Source organism: Georgenia sp. M64 (assembly GCF_038049925.1).
In the GTDB taxonomy this organism is placed as follows: Bacteria; Actinomycetota; Actinomycetes; order Actinomycetales; family Actinomycetaceae; genus Georgenia.
The window spans coordinates 1,877,671-1,893,012 of the sequence record NZ_CP145809.1; the positions used below are offsets into that span (position 1 = coordinate 1,877,671).

A 15,342-nucleotide genomic window follows, 5' to 3' on the forward strand; every position below is an offset into this window, starting at 1 on the left:
GGGCACGGGCGGGCCCTAGCATGCCCGAACCGGGCGGTCCCCCGCTCCCCCGGTCCGTGCCGTCCCGCCCGCCGGCCGCTCGTGGGCGTTCGTGTGCCGGCGTGGGAGCCACCTCACACGGGCGGCACGGCTCTCCTGGAACACAACGGGGTGCGGCGGCGTTGGACATGACAGACACAGCGGGCGGTGGGTCCTCAGACCGCCGCGACCCGGGCGGCAGGACGGTCCCCGGACGAGTGACGAGCGAGGGAGAATCACATGGCGGAACGCTCACTGCGCGGCATGAAGATCGGTGCCAACAGCATGGAGTCCGAGGAGGGTGTCGACTTCGCCCCCCGGATGATGGCCAGGTACACCTGCCCCGACGGTCACAGCTTCCAGCTGCCGTTCGCGGCGGACGCCGAGGTGCCCCCGGTGTGGGAGTGCCGCTGCGGCAAGGAGGCGCTCCTGCTGGACGCCACCAAGCCGGAGCCCAAGAAGCCGGTGAAGCCGCCGCGCACCCACTGGGACATGCTCCTCGAGCGGCGCTCGATCGGCGAGCTCGAGGTCCTTCTCGAGGAGCGTCTGGAGCTGCTGCGCAGCGGCCAGGCACGTCGCCGCAGCGCCTGACCACCGGCGCCGCACGACGGCGCACCACCGAGGGCCCGCCAGGTCAGCACCTGGCGGGCCCTCGCGCGTCGCCCGTGCCGAGGTCTCAGCGTGACCGGCGACCGACCAGTGCCACGACGGCGTCGCGCACCTGACCGGTCCGGTGGGCCACCCCCCACGCGGTGGTCCGCCACAGCGCCTCGAGGACGATGGCCCGGCTCATCTTCGAGCTCCCCTCGGCCCGCTCGACGAAGCTGATGGGGACCTCGACGATGTGCCCGCCCGCCCGCTGGAGCCGCCAGGTCATGTCCACCTGGAAGCAGTAGCCCTGCGACTCGATGTCCTGCAGCGGCAGCAGCCGCAGCGCGTCGGCGCGGTAGACCCGGAACCCGCCCGTCGCGTCGCGCGCCCCGAGCCCCAGGGCGAGCCGCACCCACAGGTTGCCGCCGCGCGAGAGCAGCTCGCGGTGCGCCGGCCAGTTGACCACCTCTCCCCCGGGCACCCACCGGGAGCCGAGGACGAGGTCCGGGGCGTCGTCGGCGTGGGCCCGGTCGAGCAGACGGCGCAGCTCCTCGGGCCGGTGCGAGCCGTCGGCGTCCATCTCGACGACGTGGTCGTAGCCACGCTCGAGCGCCCAGCCGAAGCCCGCGACGTACGCACGCCCCAGCCCCTCCTTGGCGGTGCGGTGGAGGACGTGTACGTGCGGGTCGTCCGCCGCGAGGGCGTCGGCGACCGTCCCGGTCCCATCGGGGCTGGCGTCGTCGACCACGAGGACGTCGGCCTCGGGCACCGAGACGCGGGTCCGGCTGACGGCCTTGGGGAGGGTGTCCCGCTCGTTGTAGGTGGGGACGATGACGAGTGTCCTCACCGCGTCGACCTCGTTCCCGGCCGGCGGCCGGCCGCGGCCTTCTCCGCGGGCCGCGCCGGTCCCCGGCCGACGCCGGTCCTGCCCGTCGTGGCGCCGTTGCCGCGGCCTCTGCCGTTCGACCTACCGCCCCGGCCCGCCGCGTTGCCCCGGCCGGACCCGCCGGTGCGCCGCTGCTGCCGCGCCTCGTGGCGGAGGCGGACGGTGGTGGTTAGGCCGGCGAGCAGCGCGAGCGCCGCGACGATCTCGACCGCCGCCGCGGGCCAGCCGCCGAGCCGGGCCGCGAGCGTCGTCGTCGTGCGCAGCGGGAGCGCCTCGGTCATCTGCGCCGCCGTGAACAGCTCGGTGGTGTCCATGACCACGCCGTTGGGGCTGATGATCCCGCTGACGCCGACGGTCGAGACCTGGACGACGGCGCGCCCGTGCTCCACCGCCCGGAACCGCGACATCGCCAGCTGCTGGGTGGACTCCTGCGTGTACCCGAAGGAGGCGTTGTTCGTCGGGATGACGAGGATCTCCGCCCCGGCCGTGACGGCGTCGCGGATGAGGTCGTCGTAGGCGACCTCGAAGCAGATCCCGACACCGACGGGGACCTCGCGGCCGAGCCGGTCCACCGGGACCGGGACGAGCCCCGTGCCGGTCCCGGCCGCCATGTCGACGGTGATGAGGTCCACGGCGGAGGTGAACCTCCGGAAGAAGTCGCGGTAGGGCATGTACTCCCCGAACGGGACGGGGTGCTGCTTGGTGTAGGTCGCGCCCGTCGGGCCGCCCGGCTCCCACAGGACCATCTCGTTGTAGCGGATCCGCAGGCCCTCCTGGTCGGGGTCGTCGACGTAGCGCTGGGTGCCGAGCAGGATCGGGGCGTCGACGGCGCGGGCCGCGGCGTCGACCGTCGAGGCGACGTCGGCGTCGGTGCGCGGGTCGATGTCGGACGCGCTCTCGGGCCAGAGCACGACGTCCAGGGTTCCCGGTGCGCTCTGCCCGAGCAGCGCCTCCGTGCCGGCGGCGTGGTTGGCCGCGACCTCGCGGGCCTGCGACGTCGCCTCGGCGCCCGCCGTGGGGACGTTGCCCTGGACCGCGCCCACCCGCAGGGTCCCCGCCTCGGCACGTGACGGCAGCGGGACGAGCCACGGACCGGCGAGGATCACGGCGGCGAGGACGATCGCCGCGCTGGCGGAGCCGACCCGCCACGTGCGAAGGTGCACCACCGCCAGGGCCAGGAGCGCGCCGACGACGACCACGAGCAGGCTCACGACGGTGGTGCCGCCCAGGGACGCCGCGCGCACGAGCGGGGCGTCGGTCTGGGAGAAGGCCAGGAGGCCCCACGGGAACCCGCCGAAGGGCCAGCTCGACCGCAGCTGCTCCACCGCGACCCACAGCACCGCGACGGCCAGGACACGGGCCCACCCGTGCCGGGCCACCCACGGGATCCGCCGCACGAGCACCCAGCTCGCACCGAAGAGCCCGATGGCGCCCGCCTCGGCGACCGAGAGCGCCACCCACCCGATGGGCTCGCCCACCGCCTCGTTCGCCCACCACAGGTGCGGCAGGAAGAACCCCAGGCCGGCGACCGTGCCGACGACGAAGCCCCACGGTGCGGAGTCGCGGCGCAGGGCGAGCAGGAGCAGGGCGATCCCGACGTAGGCCATCGGCCACCACGACCGGTCCGGGAAGGCGGTGTCCAGGCTGAGGCCGCCGGCGGCGGCGAGGAGCAGGGTCCACCTGCGCCGGGGGAAGTCGGGGGCCACCGGCCCAGTCTAGGTCCGCCGCCGCACCCGCTCGGTCGCCGGGGCCCGAGGGCTCCGGCGTCGGGGCACCGGGCCCCGGCGTCGGTGCACGGGGCCTCGGCGACGTGGGCTGCGTCGCGGCGCCAGGCCCGCGTGCCCTTCGGACCGTCGGGCCCCGCCGAGGCGGGGCCGGGCGTTTTCTACGGGGCACGCGGGCCTGGTCACTGCTTTCCTCACGAGCCGGTACGCACAGCGGAGCCCGTCGTGGTGTGCCTGCTCGGCGGAGGGACAGGGCACGAACCTAGCGCCTGGGCGCGCACGGAGACAACCACGCGTCGGTGCAGGTGGGGGTCGACGGCGCAGGTCACGGCCGACGGGACGGACCGACTCCTCGGCGTGTCGGTGACCGTGCGTGTCGCGGACCGGGGTCAGACGCTCGACCAGGCGACGACGCCCCGGCGGACCAGACCCATCGCCTCGTGCGCCCGCTGGGCCATCCGGGCCGACGGTGCGGCCGTGGCGAGCTGGTCGAGCACGTCCAGCACCTGCTTGCACCACCGGACGAAGTCGCCCGCGCCCAGCTCGGCCACCCGTAGGACGTCGGCGAGGGTCTCCCCCCGCGCCCACAGGTGCACCGCGCCGACGAGGCCGAGGTCCACCGGGTCGGTGACGCGCACGCCGTGCTCGCGCTCGAGCTCGGCCAGCCGGGCGCTGAGACCCACCGTGGCGTCCAGCGCCTGGCCCAGCATCCCGTTGCGCCCGCCGGGCAGCGGTCCGGGGCCACGCTGCTCCTCGGTGCGGGAGGAGTAGACCGTGGTGGAGACGACGGCGGCCAGCTCCGCCGACCCGAGGTGGTCCCAGGCGCCGGTCCGCAGGCACTCGGCCAGCAGGAGGTCCTTCTCCGCGTACAGGCGCGCCAGCCACCTGCCCTCCTCCGAGACCTCGAGGTTGCCGCCCTCGACCTCGCGGAGGTAGCCCAGCTCGGCGAGGATGGCGCCCACCTTGTCGAAGTCGGCGGCGATCGAGCCGGTCCGGCTCTCGATCCGCCCCAGGAGCTCCTCGTGCTCCTCCTTGGCCCGGGCCCACCGCTGCGACCAGCGGGCGTGGTCCTCGCGGTCGGCGCACCCGTGGCAGGGATGGGCACGCAGCTCCTCACGCAGGCGTGAGAGGGACTCGTCGCCGGTGGCCGGCGGGCGGTGCCGCCCGCGCGGCACGTCCGTCGGGGCGCGCCCCAGGGCGTTGCGCAACGAGGATGCGAGGTCACGGCGCTGCGCGGGGTTGCGGGGGTTGAAGTTCTTCGGCACCCGCACCCGGGCCACCACCTCCACCCCGTGCGGCACCTCCGTGGTGGACAGGGTGCGGACCTGCCGCTCGTCGGTGAGGAGGCGGAGCTCGGGCCCGGCGAAGGAGCCCTCGAGCGTCTCGAGCACCACGCCGTGCGAGAGCCGGCGCCCGCGCGCCCACGAGACGACGTCGCCGCGCCGCACCGCGGCCATCGACCGGCGCGCGTCGGAGCGCTGGGCGTGCGAGCGCTCCCGGGACAGGTCCGCCTCGCGGTTCTTGATGCGCCGGCGCAGGTCGGCGTACTCGGCGAAGTCGCCGAGGTGGCAGCTCATGGCCCGCTCGTACTCGGTCAGGGTCTGCGCGTGGCGGGCCGCCTGCCGGGCCAGGCCCACCACGCCGCGGTCGGCCTGGAACTGGGCGAAGGAGGTCTCCAGCACCTGGCGGGCCTGGTGGACCGACATCGTGCCCAGGAGGTTGACCGCCATGTTGTACGTGGGGTGGAACGCCGAGCGCAGCGGGTAGGTGCGGCGCGAGGCCAGGCCGGAGACGGCGACGGGGTCGATCTCGTCCGAGTACAGCACGACGGCGTGGCCCTCGACGTCGATGCCTCGGCGCCCCGCCCGACCGGTGAGCTGGGTGTACTCCCCCGGGGTCAGCTGGACGTGGGCGCTGCCGTTCCACTTCACGAGCGACTCGAGGACGACCGACCGGGCGGGCATGTTGATCCCCAGCGCGAGGGTCTCGGTGGCGTAGACGACCTTGACCAGGCCCGCGGCGAAGAGCTGCTCGACGGTCTCCTTGAACACCGGCAGCAGGCCCGCGTGGTGGGCGGCGACGCCCCGCTCGAGGGCGAGCGCCCATGCGTCGTAGCCGAGCACCGCGAGGTCCTCCGGCGGGACGGCGGCCGTGGCGGCCTCGACGGCCGCGCGGATCCGGGCGGCCTCCGCGGCCGAGGTCAGGCGCACCCCCGCGGCGAGGGTCTGACGCACCGCGGCCTCGCAGCCGGCGCGGGAGAAGATGAACACGATCGCCGGCAGCAGGCCGTCGCGGTCGAGGCGCTCGACGACGACCGGCCGCGGGGCGGGCCGCACCCGCCCGGGCAGCGGGTCGCGGCCCCGCCGGGGACCCGAGCGACGCCCGGCGTCCGACCGGCGACCGGGGAGCGCACGGGCGCTGCCGGTGCGCTGCGCCCGGCGGATGGCGTCGACGAGGTCGGGGTTGAGCGGGGGGTCGGCGCGCACGTCCGTCGGGTCGACGTGGGCGGAGTACAGGTCCAGCAGCCGGGGGCCCACCATCATGTGCTGCCACAGCGGCACCGGTCGCCGCTCGGAGACGACGACCGCGGTGTTGCCGCGCACCATCGTCAGCCAGTCGCCGAACTCCTCGGCGTTGGACACGGTCGCGGAGAGGGAGACCACCTGGACGGACGGGTCGAGGTGGATGATGACCTCCTCCCACACCGGTCCTCGGAAGCGGTCGGCGAGGTAGTGCACCTCGTCCATGACGACGAACCCGAGGCCGTCGAGGGTGGCCGAGCCGGCGTAGAGCATGTTCCGCAGGACCTCGGTGGTCATCACCACCACCGGCGCGGAGCCGTTGATGGTCGTGTCGCCGGTGAGGAGGCCGACGCGGTCGCGGCCGTGCGCGGCGACGAGGTCGAGGTACTTCTGGTTGCTCAGGGCCTTGATCGGCGTCGTGTAGAACGCCTTGCGCCCGGTGGCGAGGGAGAGGTGGACGGCGAACTCCCCCACGACCGTCTTGCCGGCACCTGTCGGGGCGGCGACGAGGACGCCGTGCCCGGACTCCAGCGCCTCGCACGCCCGCACCTGGAAGTCGTCGAGCTCGAAGGCGAGGCCGCGACGGAACCGCCCCAGCTCGCTGCGCTCGGCCTGCTGGCGGCGCTTCGCCGCGGCGTACCGCTCCGCCGGTGAGGTCATACCGGAACACTACGTCCGGTCGGTGCCGCCGGCTTCCCGGCGCACGAGCACGCCGATGGCGCCGGGGTGCACGTCGCACTGCAGCGGGAGCGCCTCGAGCCGCTCGCCGTCGGCGAAGGCCACCGGCGGGGTGGCGCCGGCGCCCTCGAGCGGCTCGATGACCACCGACCGGGCGCGGCGCACCTCGACGGCGGGGTGGCGCACGTGCGTCCCCGGGTAGATGCGGGGGAACAGCCGCAGCAGGCCCGCGCGGCTCAGGCCCCGAGCGAGGACCACCTCGAGCAGCCCGTCGTCGGGCTCGGCCGACGGGGCGATGCGCATCCCCCCGCCGAAGGACGGCGTGTTGGCCACGACCACGAGGGTGCCCTCGCCCTGCCACACCTCCCCGTCGAGGGTGACCTTGTAGCCGAAGGGCCGGAACGAGCCGAGCTCGGCCAGGAGGGCCCGCACGTAGCGGCCGCCCCCCGCGGGCCAGGACATCGCGTTCGCGCGCTCGTTGACGGCGGCGTCGAGCCCGCACGACAGCGACGCCATGTACCAGTGCGCCGTGGGGCCCCCGGGGCGGGAGACGGCGACGGCGTCCAGGCGGCGCACGCCGGCGCCGGCGGTCCCGGCCAGCGCGTCACGCACCACCGCCACGGAGGCGTCGACGTCGCCGACGGGCAGGCCCAGGTCCCGGGCGACGTCGTTGCCCGAGCCGACCGCCACGACGCCCAGCGGGACCGCGGTGCCGGCCAGGGCGCCCACGCCCAGGTGGACCATGCCGTCCCCGCCGACGACGACGAGGGCGTCCAGGCCCCGGGAGAGCCCCGCGCGCGAGTTCGCCACGGCACGCTCGACGTCGGCCCCGGAGAGGTCGACCGGCTCCAGGCCGGCGGCGGCCAGCGCCCCGGCGACCCGGCTGTGGACACGCGTGCCGCGGCCCTTGCCGGCCGTGGGGTTGACGACGAGGCCGACCCGCCCGGTGGGCGGTGGCGGTGTCACAGCCCCGCCGCGGCGTCGGCCGCGTCCTGGGCGGCCCGGCGGCGGGCGACCCGGCGGTCCCGCAGGAACGAGATCCCGACGGCGGCGAAGTACAGCCCGCACAGGGGTAGCGCCATCGCGATCATCGACCACGCGTCGGGCAGGGGGTTGGCGAAGGCGGTGAAGACGAAGGAGCCGAGGACCGCCCAGCGCCACGCCTTGAGGTAGGCGGCGCCGGAGACCACGCCGAGGAAGTTCAGGCCGACCATGACCAGCGGCAGGAGGAACGCGACGCCGAAGGCGAGGATCACCCGCATGAAGAACGTGAAGTAGGTGCGCGCGTCGAGGATGTTCACCGCGAGGTCGGGGGTGAACGAGGTGAGCATCTCCACCGCGTGCGGGAGGATGTACCACGCCAGCCAGCCGCCCGAGACGAACAGCAGGGCGCCGGCGGTGACGAAGGAGATGGAGTAGAGCCGCTCCTTGCGGGTCAGGCCCGGGGTGATGAACATCCACATCTGCCCGATCCACCACGGGCTGGCGATGAACAGCCCGAGGAACAGCGAGACCTGGATCTTCAGGTCGAACGCGGAGCCGACCGTGCCGAAGTTGAGGTCCGCCTGCTGCCCGCGGTCGTTGATGACCTCCAGCGGGGAGACCATCATCGCCACGATGGGCTCGTACAGGATCCAGCCGACGACGGCGCCGACGACGACGCCCAGGCCCGCCCAGAGGATGCGTCTGCGCAGCTCGCGCAGGTGGTCACCCAGGGGCATCCGCCCTTCGGGGTCCTTCTTGCGCGGGCGCGCGGTGGTCTCCGCGCCCACCCGTCAGGGCTGCTGCGGGCTCTGGCCCTGCGGCGGGTAGGGCTGCTGAGGGGCCTGCTGCGGCGGGTAGGGCACCTGCTGGGGCGGGTAGGGCTCCTGCGCCGCCTGCTGGGGGTCCTGGACCGGCGGGTAGGGCGCGGTGGCGCCGGGCGGCGGGTAGGGCGCACCCGCCGGCGGGGCGCTCTGCGGGTAGGTCGGGTAGGTGGTCTGGGGCGGCTGGCCGCCCGTGGCGGTGTAGGAGGACGGCGCGGCCGAGGAGTCGTCGTCGTCGCGCAGCTCCTTGACCTCCTTCTTGAACACCTTGAGCGACTTGCCGATGCTCCCCGCGATCTCCGGCAGCTTCGAGGCGCCGAAGATGAGGAGGATCACCAGGAGCAGGATGATGATGTGCGAGGGCTGGAGGCCGTTGCGGAGCATCTGGGCACCTTCGGTCGTCGTCGGGTTGCTCCCAGGATACTCACGGCGCGTCGGCGCCGAGCCGGACCTCTCGCCCATTCCCCCCCGGGGCAGGGCCTCGCCGCCCGCCCCCGCCGTCGGGGCGCACGTAGGATGCCCGGCGGAGACAGCCAGGAGGAGCGATGAGCACCCAGGAGACCCCCGCCCTGCCGTGGCGGCCGGGGACCACGCAGGTCCTGGGGCACCGCGGGGCCCGCGGCCTGACCCCCGAGAACACGCTCGTGGGGTTCCTCCACGCCCACCGGGTGGGGGCCACCGCGATGGAGCTCGACGTCCAGCTGAGCGCCGACGGCGAGGTCGTCGTGTGGCACGACCCGGTGCTGACCGCCGACAAGGCGGTCGACACCGCGCCGGCGACCCGCGAGGACCCGTTGTTCCCCTACGTCGGCTCCCGCCTGCGCGAGCTCACCTACGGCCAGCTCGCGTCGGTGGACGTCGGCCGGCGCACGCTCGCGGCGTTCCCCGAGCAACGGCCCCGGCCGGGGGCGCGCGTCCCCCTCCTCGGCGAGGTCCTCCAGGCTCTGGCCGAGGTGGACCCCCAGGTGTGGACCCTGGTCGAGATGAAGACCGACCCCACCGACCCCGGCGCCGACCCCGACGCGCTCGTGCGCGCCGTCGTCGAGGTGGTCCGGGCGTGCGGGGCCGGGGCCCGGGTGGTCCTGCAGTCCTTCGACTGGCACGCCGTCGACCTCGCGGGTCGGACGGCGCCAGACCTGCCGCGCGCCGCGCTCGCCGTGCCCGGCCTGACCTTCGCCCGAGGCAGCGCCTGGCTCGGTCCGGTGCGGTACGAGGACCACGGCGGTGACCTCGCCGCCGCCGCGTCCGCCCTGGGAGTCCAGGCGGTCGCGCCCGCCTATGCGTCGCGGGCCCACGCGGGCGACGACGGCTTCCGGATCGTCGCCGACCGGGCGTTCGTCGACCACGCCCACGACCTCGGCCTCGCCGTCCTGCCCTGGACCGTCAACGGCGAGGACGACCTCAGGCAGGTCCTGGCCGCCGGCGCCGACGGGGTCATCTCCGACCGCCCGGACCGGGCCGCCGCGCTCGTGGCTTCCGGCTAGACGTCGAGGTCCGCGCAGGCGCGGACGGTCGCGAGGGCCGCCTGCGCCGCCTCCGCGCCCTTGTCCTCGCGTGAGCCGGGCAGACCGGCTCGCGCGAGGGCCTGAGCCTCGTCGTCGGTGGTGAGCACGCCGAAACCGACCGGCACCCCGGTGCGCACCGAGACCTCCGTCAGGCCGACGGTGGCGCCCTGGCAGACGTAGTCGAAGTGGGGCGTCTCGCCGCGGATCACGACGCCGAGGGCCACGACGGCGTCCGCGCCGGCGGCGGCGGCCCGTGACGCCGCGACCGGCAGCTCGAAGGAGCCGGGCACCCGCACGAGCGTCGTCGTGGCCCCCGCCTCCCCCAGCGCCCGCAGCGCACCGGCGACGAGGCCGTCCATGACGGCCGTGTGCCAGCTGGCGGCCACCACGGTGACCCGTAGCCCCCGGCCGTCGGCGGTGATCATCGGTGCTCCTGCTCCGCTCATGCGTGGGTCTCCTCGTCGGTGTCGCGGTCGTCGGTGTGGCGGGTGCCGGTCCTGCGGGCATGGGTGTGGTGGTCGTCCGGGTGGTCGCGCCCGGGCACGTGGCGGGCGCGGGAGGTCGCTGCGGCGCACGACCCGGACACGTGGGCGACGACGTCGGCGATCGTCAGCAGGACCAGGTCGTCCCGTTCGGCCAGGACGGCGGCCTGGCGCCGCCGCGTCATGGTGCCGTCGTCCTCGACGAGCTCGGCGATCGCCCCCACCGGTGCGACGCCCGCGAGCCGGCACAGGTCGACGGCCGCCTCGGTGTGCCCGGGGCGGGCCAGGACGCCGCCGGGGACGGCCCGCAGCGGGAGCACGTGGCCGGGGCGGATGAGGTCCCCGGGCCCGGCGCCGGCGTCGGCGAGGGTGCGCAGGGTCGTCGCGCGGTCGGCGGCGGAGATGCCGGTGCCCACGCCGCGCGCGGCGTCGACGCTCACCGTGTAGGCCGTGCCGCGCGGGTCCTGGGACCGGGCGACCATGAGCGGCAGGTCGAGGTCGTCCGCCCGCTCGGCCGGCAGCGGGGCGCAGAGGTAGCCGGAGGTGTGCCGCACCGTCCGGCCCACCCAGTGCTCGGTCGCGTGGGCGGCGGCCAGGACGACGTCGACCTCGTCCTCGCGGTCCTCCCCGTCCGCCACGAGGACGGGCCGGCCGGCGCGGAGCGCGGCCAGGGCCCGGGTGACGAGGTCGTCGGTGTGGTGCTCGGCGGGGAGGCCGGAGGCCACGGGGTGCGTGGCCGTGCTCCCGGCGGCCGCCGGGGCGGTCACGAGCCACCCCCGACGGCGAGCAGCCGCTCGACGTACTTGGCCAGCACGTCGACCTCGAGGTTGACCGGGTCCCCCACGGCCAGGGTGCCGAGCGTGGTCGCACCGAGGGTGGTGGGGATGAGGGCGACACCGAAGGAGTCCTCCCGGGCAGCCGTGACCGTGAGCGAGACCCCCTCGACGGTGATCGACCCCTTCTCGGCGACGTAGCGCGCCAGCGCCGCGGGGACCGAGACGTCGACCTCGTCCCACCGCGGGCCGGGACGGCGGGCGAGGACCGTCCCCACGCCGTCCACGTGGCCCTGCACGAGGTGCCCGCCGAGACGGCCGTCCGCGGCGAGCGCCCGCTCGAGGTTCACGCCGCGGCCGGGCGTGAGCGACCCGAGGGTGGTGCGCCGCAGGGTCTCCGGCATGACGTCGGCGGTGAAGCCGTCCGCGTCCAGGGCCGTGACCGTCAGGCACACCCCCGCGACGGCGACGGAGTCACCCTCACGCAGCCCGTCCAGGACGGTCGCGGCGGTGAGCGACAGCACGGCCGCGCCGTCTGCGTCGGAGCGCCCGCGCACGGTCCCGACCTCGTCGATGAGTCCGGTGAACATCAGCACTTCCTCTCCGGTCGGCGGGCGACGACGAGGACGTCCTCGCCCAGGCGGTGGGTCTCATGGGTGTGCCAGCGCTGCGCCTGCGCCAGCGTGGCGATGTCGAGGTCGGGCACCGCGGGCGTGCCGGCGCCGAGCAGCACGGGCGCGAGGTAGGCGTGCAGCTCGTCCACCAGCCCCGCCCGCAGGGCGGCGCCGAGGAGGGTCGGGCCGCCCTCGAGGAGGACCCGTCGGGCCCCCTCGCTCCCGAGCTCGTCGAGGACGGCGGCGAGGTCGTGGGTGGCGGCGTGGCGCCATGCGCCGGGTCCCCGGCGCACCGCGGCGTCCGGGGGGACGGCGCGCCGGCCGACGACCACGCGCACCGGTTGGCGCTCGTGGTGCGAGCCGTCCGCGCGGCGGGCGGTGAGGGCGGGGTCGTCCGACAGCACCGTCCCGGTGCCGGCGACGATCGCGTCGACCGCGGAGCGGACCGTGTGGGCGTGGGCCCGGGCGGCGGCGCCCGTGATCCACTGGGAGGTGCCGTCGGCGGCGGCCACACGTCCGTCGAGGGTCGTGGCGATCTTGCCCGTGACCCACGACCGACCGAGGGTCCACGGCGCCGCCCACGGCTCGAGGAGACGGTCGGCCCGGTCGCGGAGGTGCGGCGCGGCGCCGGCACCGGCGCCGGTGCGCACCTCGACGCCGTGGCGGGCCAACCAGGTGGCACCGCCGGCCGCGACGGGGTTGGGGTCCGCGCACGCGTACACGACCCGGGCGACCCCCGCGTCGCGCAGGGCCACCGAGCAGGGCGGCGTGCGCCCGCTGTGGTGGCACGGCTCGAGGGTGACGACCGCCGTCGCGCCCCTCAGCCGGACCGGGTCGGCCGAGGCCAGGGCTGCTGCCTCGGCGTGCCGGGTGCCCGCGCCGCGGTGCCACCCCTCGCCCACGACGGTGCCCGTGGTGTCGATCAGCACGCACCCGACCTGGGGGTTGGGTCCGTGCGCGGGGCCGCGGGCGGCCAGGACGAGGGCGCGCTCCAGCGCCCGGTCGACGGCGCGGCGGTCGGGCGCCCGGTCGATGGCGCGGTCGACGGCGTCGGCGGTGAGGTCCTGCACCGGTCTCCTTCCACGACGTGGACCGGAGATGTGCGGACGCGAACGCAACGCCGCCGGGCGCGGGGCGCGCACGGCGACGTCACGTGCTGCCTCCCATCCGGACTTTCACCGTCGGTCCCGGAGTTCCACCAGGTCAACCGCCCACCAGGAGGTGGTCGGGTCGCGGACTGTCACCGCCGGCTCGGAATTTCACCGACCCCGGAGCACGTGCTGCTCGCGGAGGATCCTTGCACGGACGAGTGGCCCGGCCAAAACGGCAGGTGGGAGATGGCGGCTGCGGCCTCGGCCTGTTCCCTACAGGCCGAGCCGGTGGGGTGCAGGCTCAGCCGGTGGGGTGCAGGCTCAGCCGACGAGGCCCAGGCCCCGCCAGCGGGCGGTGGCCCGCTCCAGCCGGGCACGGCGGCGGGCGGCGCGGGCCGCCCTGACACGCCGGTGGGTGGCGCGGGCGCGGTCCAGGGCAGCCGGGTCCCCCGTCACCCCCGGGACGTGCGGGGCAGTTGCCGGCGGTTCACCGGCGTCCGCGAGCCGGGCGCCGAGCTGGCCGGCCGCAGAGACCTCGGCCCCCAGCGCCTTGACCCGGCGCCACAGCCACAGTCCTGTCAGTGCCAGCGCGGCGAGGGCGCCGAGGACGAGCAGCGCCCACACGAGCCACCAGATCATGGTGCCGAGGATAGGCGCTCGTACGCGTCCAGCGCGGCGCGGGCCCGCCCCGCCACCTCGCCGGCGACGTCGGCCGGCTCGACGGCCAGGACGGACTCGCCGAGCGAGAGCAGGAGGTTCGCCGTCCAGGCCGGGTCCACCGCCCGCAGCCGCACGCGCAAGGTGCCGTCGTCGAGGTCGGTGACCTCCTCGACCGGGGTGTGCTCGGCCACCCACCGCGCCTGGGAGGGCAGGTGCAGGACCACCTCGCGCCCGCCGACGTCCCAGGCGGGCACCTCGGCCGTCATCTCCGGGTGCGGGGCGGCGGCGTCGTCGAGGATCCGGGCGTCGAGGATCCGGTCGAGGCGGAAGGTGCGGGAGGCCCCGGCGCGGTGGCACCAGGCGCGCAGCGACCACGACGCCCCGTCGGTGCGCAGCTCCACGGGGTCGACGTCGCGCTCGGTGACGACGTCGGCGGCCGAGACGTACCGCAGGCGCACCCGCCGGCCCCGCGCCAGCGCGTCGCGCAGGGTCTCGGCCGTCCCGGCCGGCGCCCGCGCCCCGCCGGTGACCTCGACCGGGGCGTCCGCGACGCGGCCGGCTGCGGCGAGGAGCTTCTCCGTGGCGGAGGCGAGCGCGGTCTGCGCCGCGCCGAGCCCGTCCGGCACCAGCTCGGCCAGCGCCCGCAGGCCGACCAGGAGGGACATGGCCTCGGAGGTGCTCAGCCGCAGCGGGCGGTCCATCCCGCGCGCCTGGGTGAGGACGATCTCGCCGTGGTCGAGGGCGTCGGCCGAGAAGTCGATGAGGTCGTCCGGGAGGTAGCCGGGGGTGCCGGTGACCCACAGGAGGTTGACGTCGGCGAGGACCTGGGCCTCGGTGGTGCCGAAGTGGGCGGCGACGGACGGCACGGGGGCGCCGGGGTTGTCGCGCAGGTACGTCATGAGGGAGAGCAGGCGGGTGAGCCGCTCGGCGGTGGGTTCAGCCACGAGGTGCCTCCTGGTCGAGGCGTGCGACCGCGCGCAGACGGCGCAGGACAGCCTCGCGCAGCTCCGGCGGGTCGAGGACGAGCACCGCCTCGGCGTACGTGGCGAGCTCCTCGGCGAGGTCCTCGAGGTCGGCGAAGGGCACGACGACGACGTCCCGGTCGGTGAGCGGGCCGGTGGGCGAGGGCGGCGGCCCGGACCGGCCGCGGGCGCGCAGCGCGGCCCCGCGCTCGGGGAGCACGGCCAGGCGGGCGGTGCCGGCGCGCGGGGTGCTGCGCTCGAGGAGGGCGGCGACGTCGACGTCGGCGGGGACCGCGAAGGAGCCGGGCGCACCCGTGGACCGGACCCGGCCCTGGATGCGCGAGAGGCGGAACGCGCGTGGCGCGGCGCGGTCGACGTCCCGGCCGACGAGGTACCAGCCCCGGTTGCGGCTGAGGATCCGCCAGGGCTCGACGGTGCGGCGCGCGACGGCGCCGGTGCTCGCCGCGCGGTAGGTGAACGTGACCGGCTGACGGGCGTCGATCGCGGCGAGGAGGGGCGCGAAGGCCTCCTCGGGCCCCCGGACCCGCAGCGCCAGGCCGGCGTGGGCGACCGGGTCCGCGGCCGGGGCGACGGCGCGCAGCTTGGTCATGCCGCGGTGGGCCGGGGACCGCAGCGAGGCGTCCTGCCACAGCTCGGCCGCGAGGGAGAGCACCCCGATCTCCGCGGCCGTGAAGGACACCGGCGGGAGGGTGTAGCCCGCGGCGTCGATGCGGTAGCCGATGTCGTCCTCGTGGAGAGGGTCGTGCGCGACGACGAGCGGGACGCCCATCTCCCGCAGCAGGTCCTTGTCGCGCTCGAACATCCGCTCGAAGGCCTCCGCGGAGGCGGCGTCGGCGTAGCCGTGCACCTGGGTACGGATCTGCCGCTTGGTCATCCACCGCTGGGTGTGCGAGAGCGCGATGACGAGGTCGAGCAGGCGCTCGGCCGCCTCCACACGCTGGGCCACCCCTGCACGCTACCGGCCCGGCGGCCGGTGGCCCGCACCGGTGGGCGCCCGCGCGCCGCGTGGC

14 protein-coding genes, 1 pseudogene and 1 riboswitch are annotated in these 15,342 nt (G+C 75.9%); of the genes and pseudogenes, 2 read left to right on the forward strand and 13 right to left on the reverse strand.

Translation table 11 applies throughout. From position 1 onward, the window contains the following. The first annotated feature begins 258 nt into the window (after positions 1-258). Entirely contained in the window at positions 259-609 is a 351-nt protein-coding gene (locus AAEM63_RS08545; protein WP_123918627.1) for an RNA polymerase-binding protein RbpA, read from the forward strand. An 85-nt stretch (positions 610-694) separates the two neighbouring features. Here AAEM63_RS08545 and AAEM63_RS08550 read toward each other — a convergent pair whose 3' ends face one another. From AAEM63_RS08550 to AAEM63_RS08575, 6 genes are all read right to left on the reverse strand, one after another. Beyond that, positions 695-1,456: a polyprenol monophosphomannose synthase gene (locus AAEM63_RS08550; protein ID WP_341361113.1), complete on the reverse strand. Its 762-nt coding sequence runs from the start codon at positions 1,454-1,456 to the stop codon at positions 695-697. Further along, positions 1,453-3,201 carry an apolipoprotein N-acyltransferase gene (gene lnt / locus AAEM63_RS08555; protein ID WP_341361114.1) on the reverse strand — a complete coding sequence of 583 codons (1,749 nt, stop codon included), beginning with the start codon at positions 3,199-3,201 and terminating at the stop codon, positions 1,453-1,455. The genes AAEM63_RS08550 and lnt overlap by 4 nt, the downstream gene beginning before the upstream one ends. 407 nt (positions 3,202-3,608) lie before the next feature. Further along, entirely contained in the window at positions 3,609-6,401 is a 2,793-nt protein-coding gene (locus AAEM63_RS08560) for a DEAD/DEAH box helicase (protein ID WP_341361115.1), read from the reverse strand. 9 nt (positions 6,402-6,410) lie between these two features. Continuing rightward, positions 6,411-7,385, reverse strand: a complete 975-nt coding sequence (locus AAEM63_RS08565) for a diacylglycerol kinase family protein (protein ID WP_341361116.1) — start codon at positions 7,383-7,385, stop codon at positions 6,411-6,413. Continuing rightward, positions 7,382-8,191, reverse strand: a complete 810-nt coding sequence (tatC, locus tag AAEM63_RS08570) for a twin-arginine translocase subunit TatC (protein ID WP_341361117.1) — start codon at positions 8,189-8,191, stop codon at positions 7,382-7,384. Before tatC ends, AAEM63_RS08565 begins: the two co-directional genes overlap by 4 nt. A 3-nt stretch (positions 8,192-8,194) precedes the next feature. Continuing rightward, entirely contained in the window at positions 8,195-8,608 is a 414-nt protein-coding gene (locus AAEM63_RS08575) for a twin-arginine translocase TatA/TatE family subunit (RefSeq protein WP_341361118.1), read from the reverse strand. Positions 8,609-8,769: 161 nt separating this feature from the next. Here AAEM63_RS08575 and AAEM63_RS08580 point away from each other — a divergent pair, with 161 nt between their 5' ends. Then, a complete protein-coding gene (locus tag AAEM63_RS08580) occupies positions 8,770-9,708 on the forward strand; it encodes a glycerophosphodiester phosphodiesterase family protein (protein WP_341361119.1) in 939 nt (312 codons plus the stop codon). Here AAEM63_RS08580 and ribH read toward each other — a convergent pair. From ribH to AAEM63_RS08615, 7 genes and pseudogenes are all read right to left on the reverse strand, one after another. Then, a complete protein-coding gene (gene ribH / locus AAEM63_RS08585; protein WP_341361120.1) occupies positions 9,705-10,175 on the reverse strand; it encodes a 6,7-dimethyl-8-ribityllumazine synthase in 471 nt (156 codons plus the stop codon). The genes AAEM63_RS08580 and ribH overlap by 4 nt on opposite strands. A 143-nt stretch (positions 10,176-10,318) precedes the next feature. Beyond that, positions 10,319-10,936: pseudogene (ribB, locus tag AAEM63_RS08590) on the reverse strand (3,4-dihydroxy-2-butanone-4-phosphate synthase); the annotation flags it as partial. 38 nt (positions 10,937-10,974) lie between these two features. Beyond that, positions 10,975-11,574 (reverse strand): riboflavin synthase, encoded by a 600-nt coding sequence (locus tag AAEM63_RS08595; protein WP_341361121.1) that lies wholly within the window; start codon positions 11,572-11,574, stop codon positions 10,975-10,977. Next, positions 11,574-12,668 (reverse strand): bifunctional diaminohydroxyphosphoribosylaminopyrimidine deaminase/5-amino-6-(5-phosphoribosylamino)uracil reductase RibD, encoded by a 1,095-nt coding sequence (ribD, locus tag AAEM63_RS08600; protein WP_341361122.1) that lies wholly within the window; start codon positions 12,666-12,668, stop codon positions 11,574-11,576. Before ribD ends, AAEM63_RS08595 begins: the two co-directional genes overlap by 1 nt. Positions 12,669-12,747: 79 nt before the next feature. Next, a riboswitch (FMN riboswitch) is annotated at positions 12,748-12,879 on the reverse strand. Positions 12,880-13,010: 131 nt separating this feature from the next. Continuing rightward, positions 13,011-13,328 carry a hypothetical protein gene (locus tag AAEM63_RS08605; RefSeq protein ID WP_341361123.1) on the reverse strand — a complete coding sequence of 106 codons (318 nt, stop codon included), beginning with the start codon at positions 13,326-13,328 and terminating at the stop codon, positions 13,011-13,013. After that, positions 13,325-14,293, reverse strand: a complete 969-nt coding sequence (locus tag AAEM63_RS08610; RefSeq protein ID WP_341361124.1) for a WYL domain-containing protein — start codon at positions 14,291-14,293, stop codon at positions 13,325-13,327. Before AAEM63_RS08610 ends, AAEM63_RS08605 begins: the two co-directional genes overlap by 4 nt. Continuing rightward, positions 14,286-15,278: a WYL domain-containing protein gene (locus AAEM63_RS08615; protein ID WP_341361125.1), complete on the reverse strand. Its 993-nt coding sequence runs from the start codon at positions 15,276-15,278 to the stop codon at positions 14,286-14,288. Before AAEM63_RS08615 ends, AAEM63_RS08610 begins: the two co-directional genes overlap by 8 nt. Between the last annotated feature and the right edge of the window lie 64 nt (positions 15,279-15,342).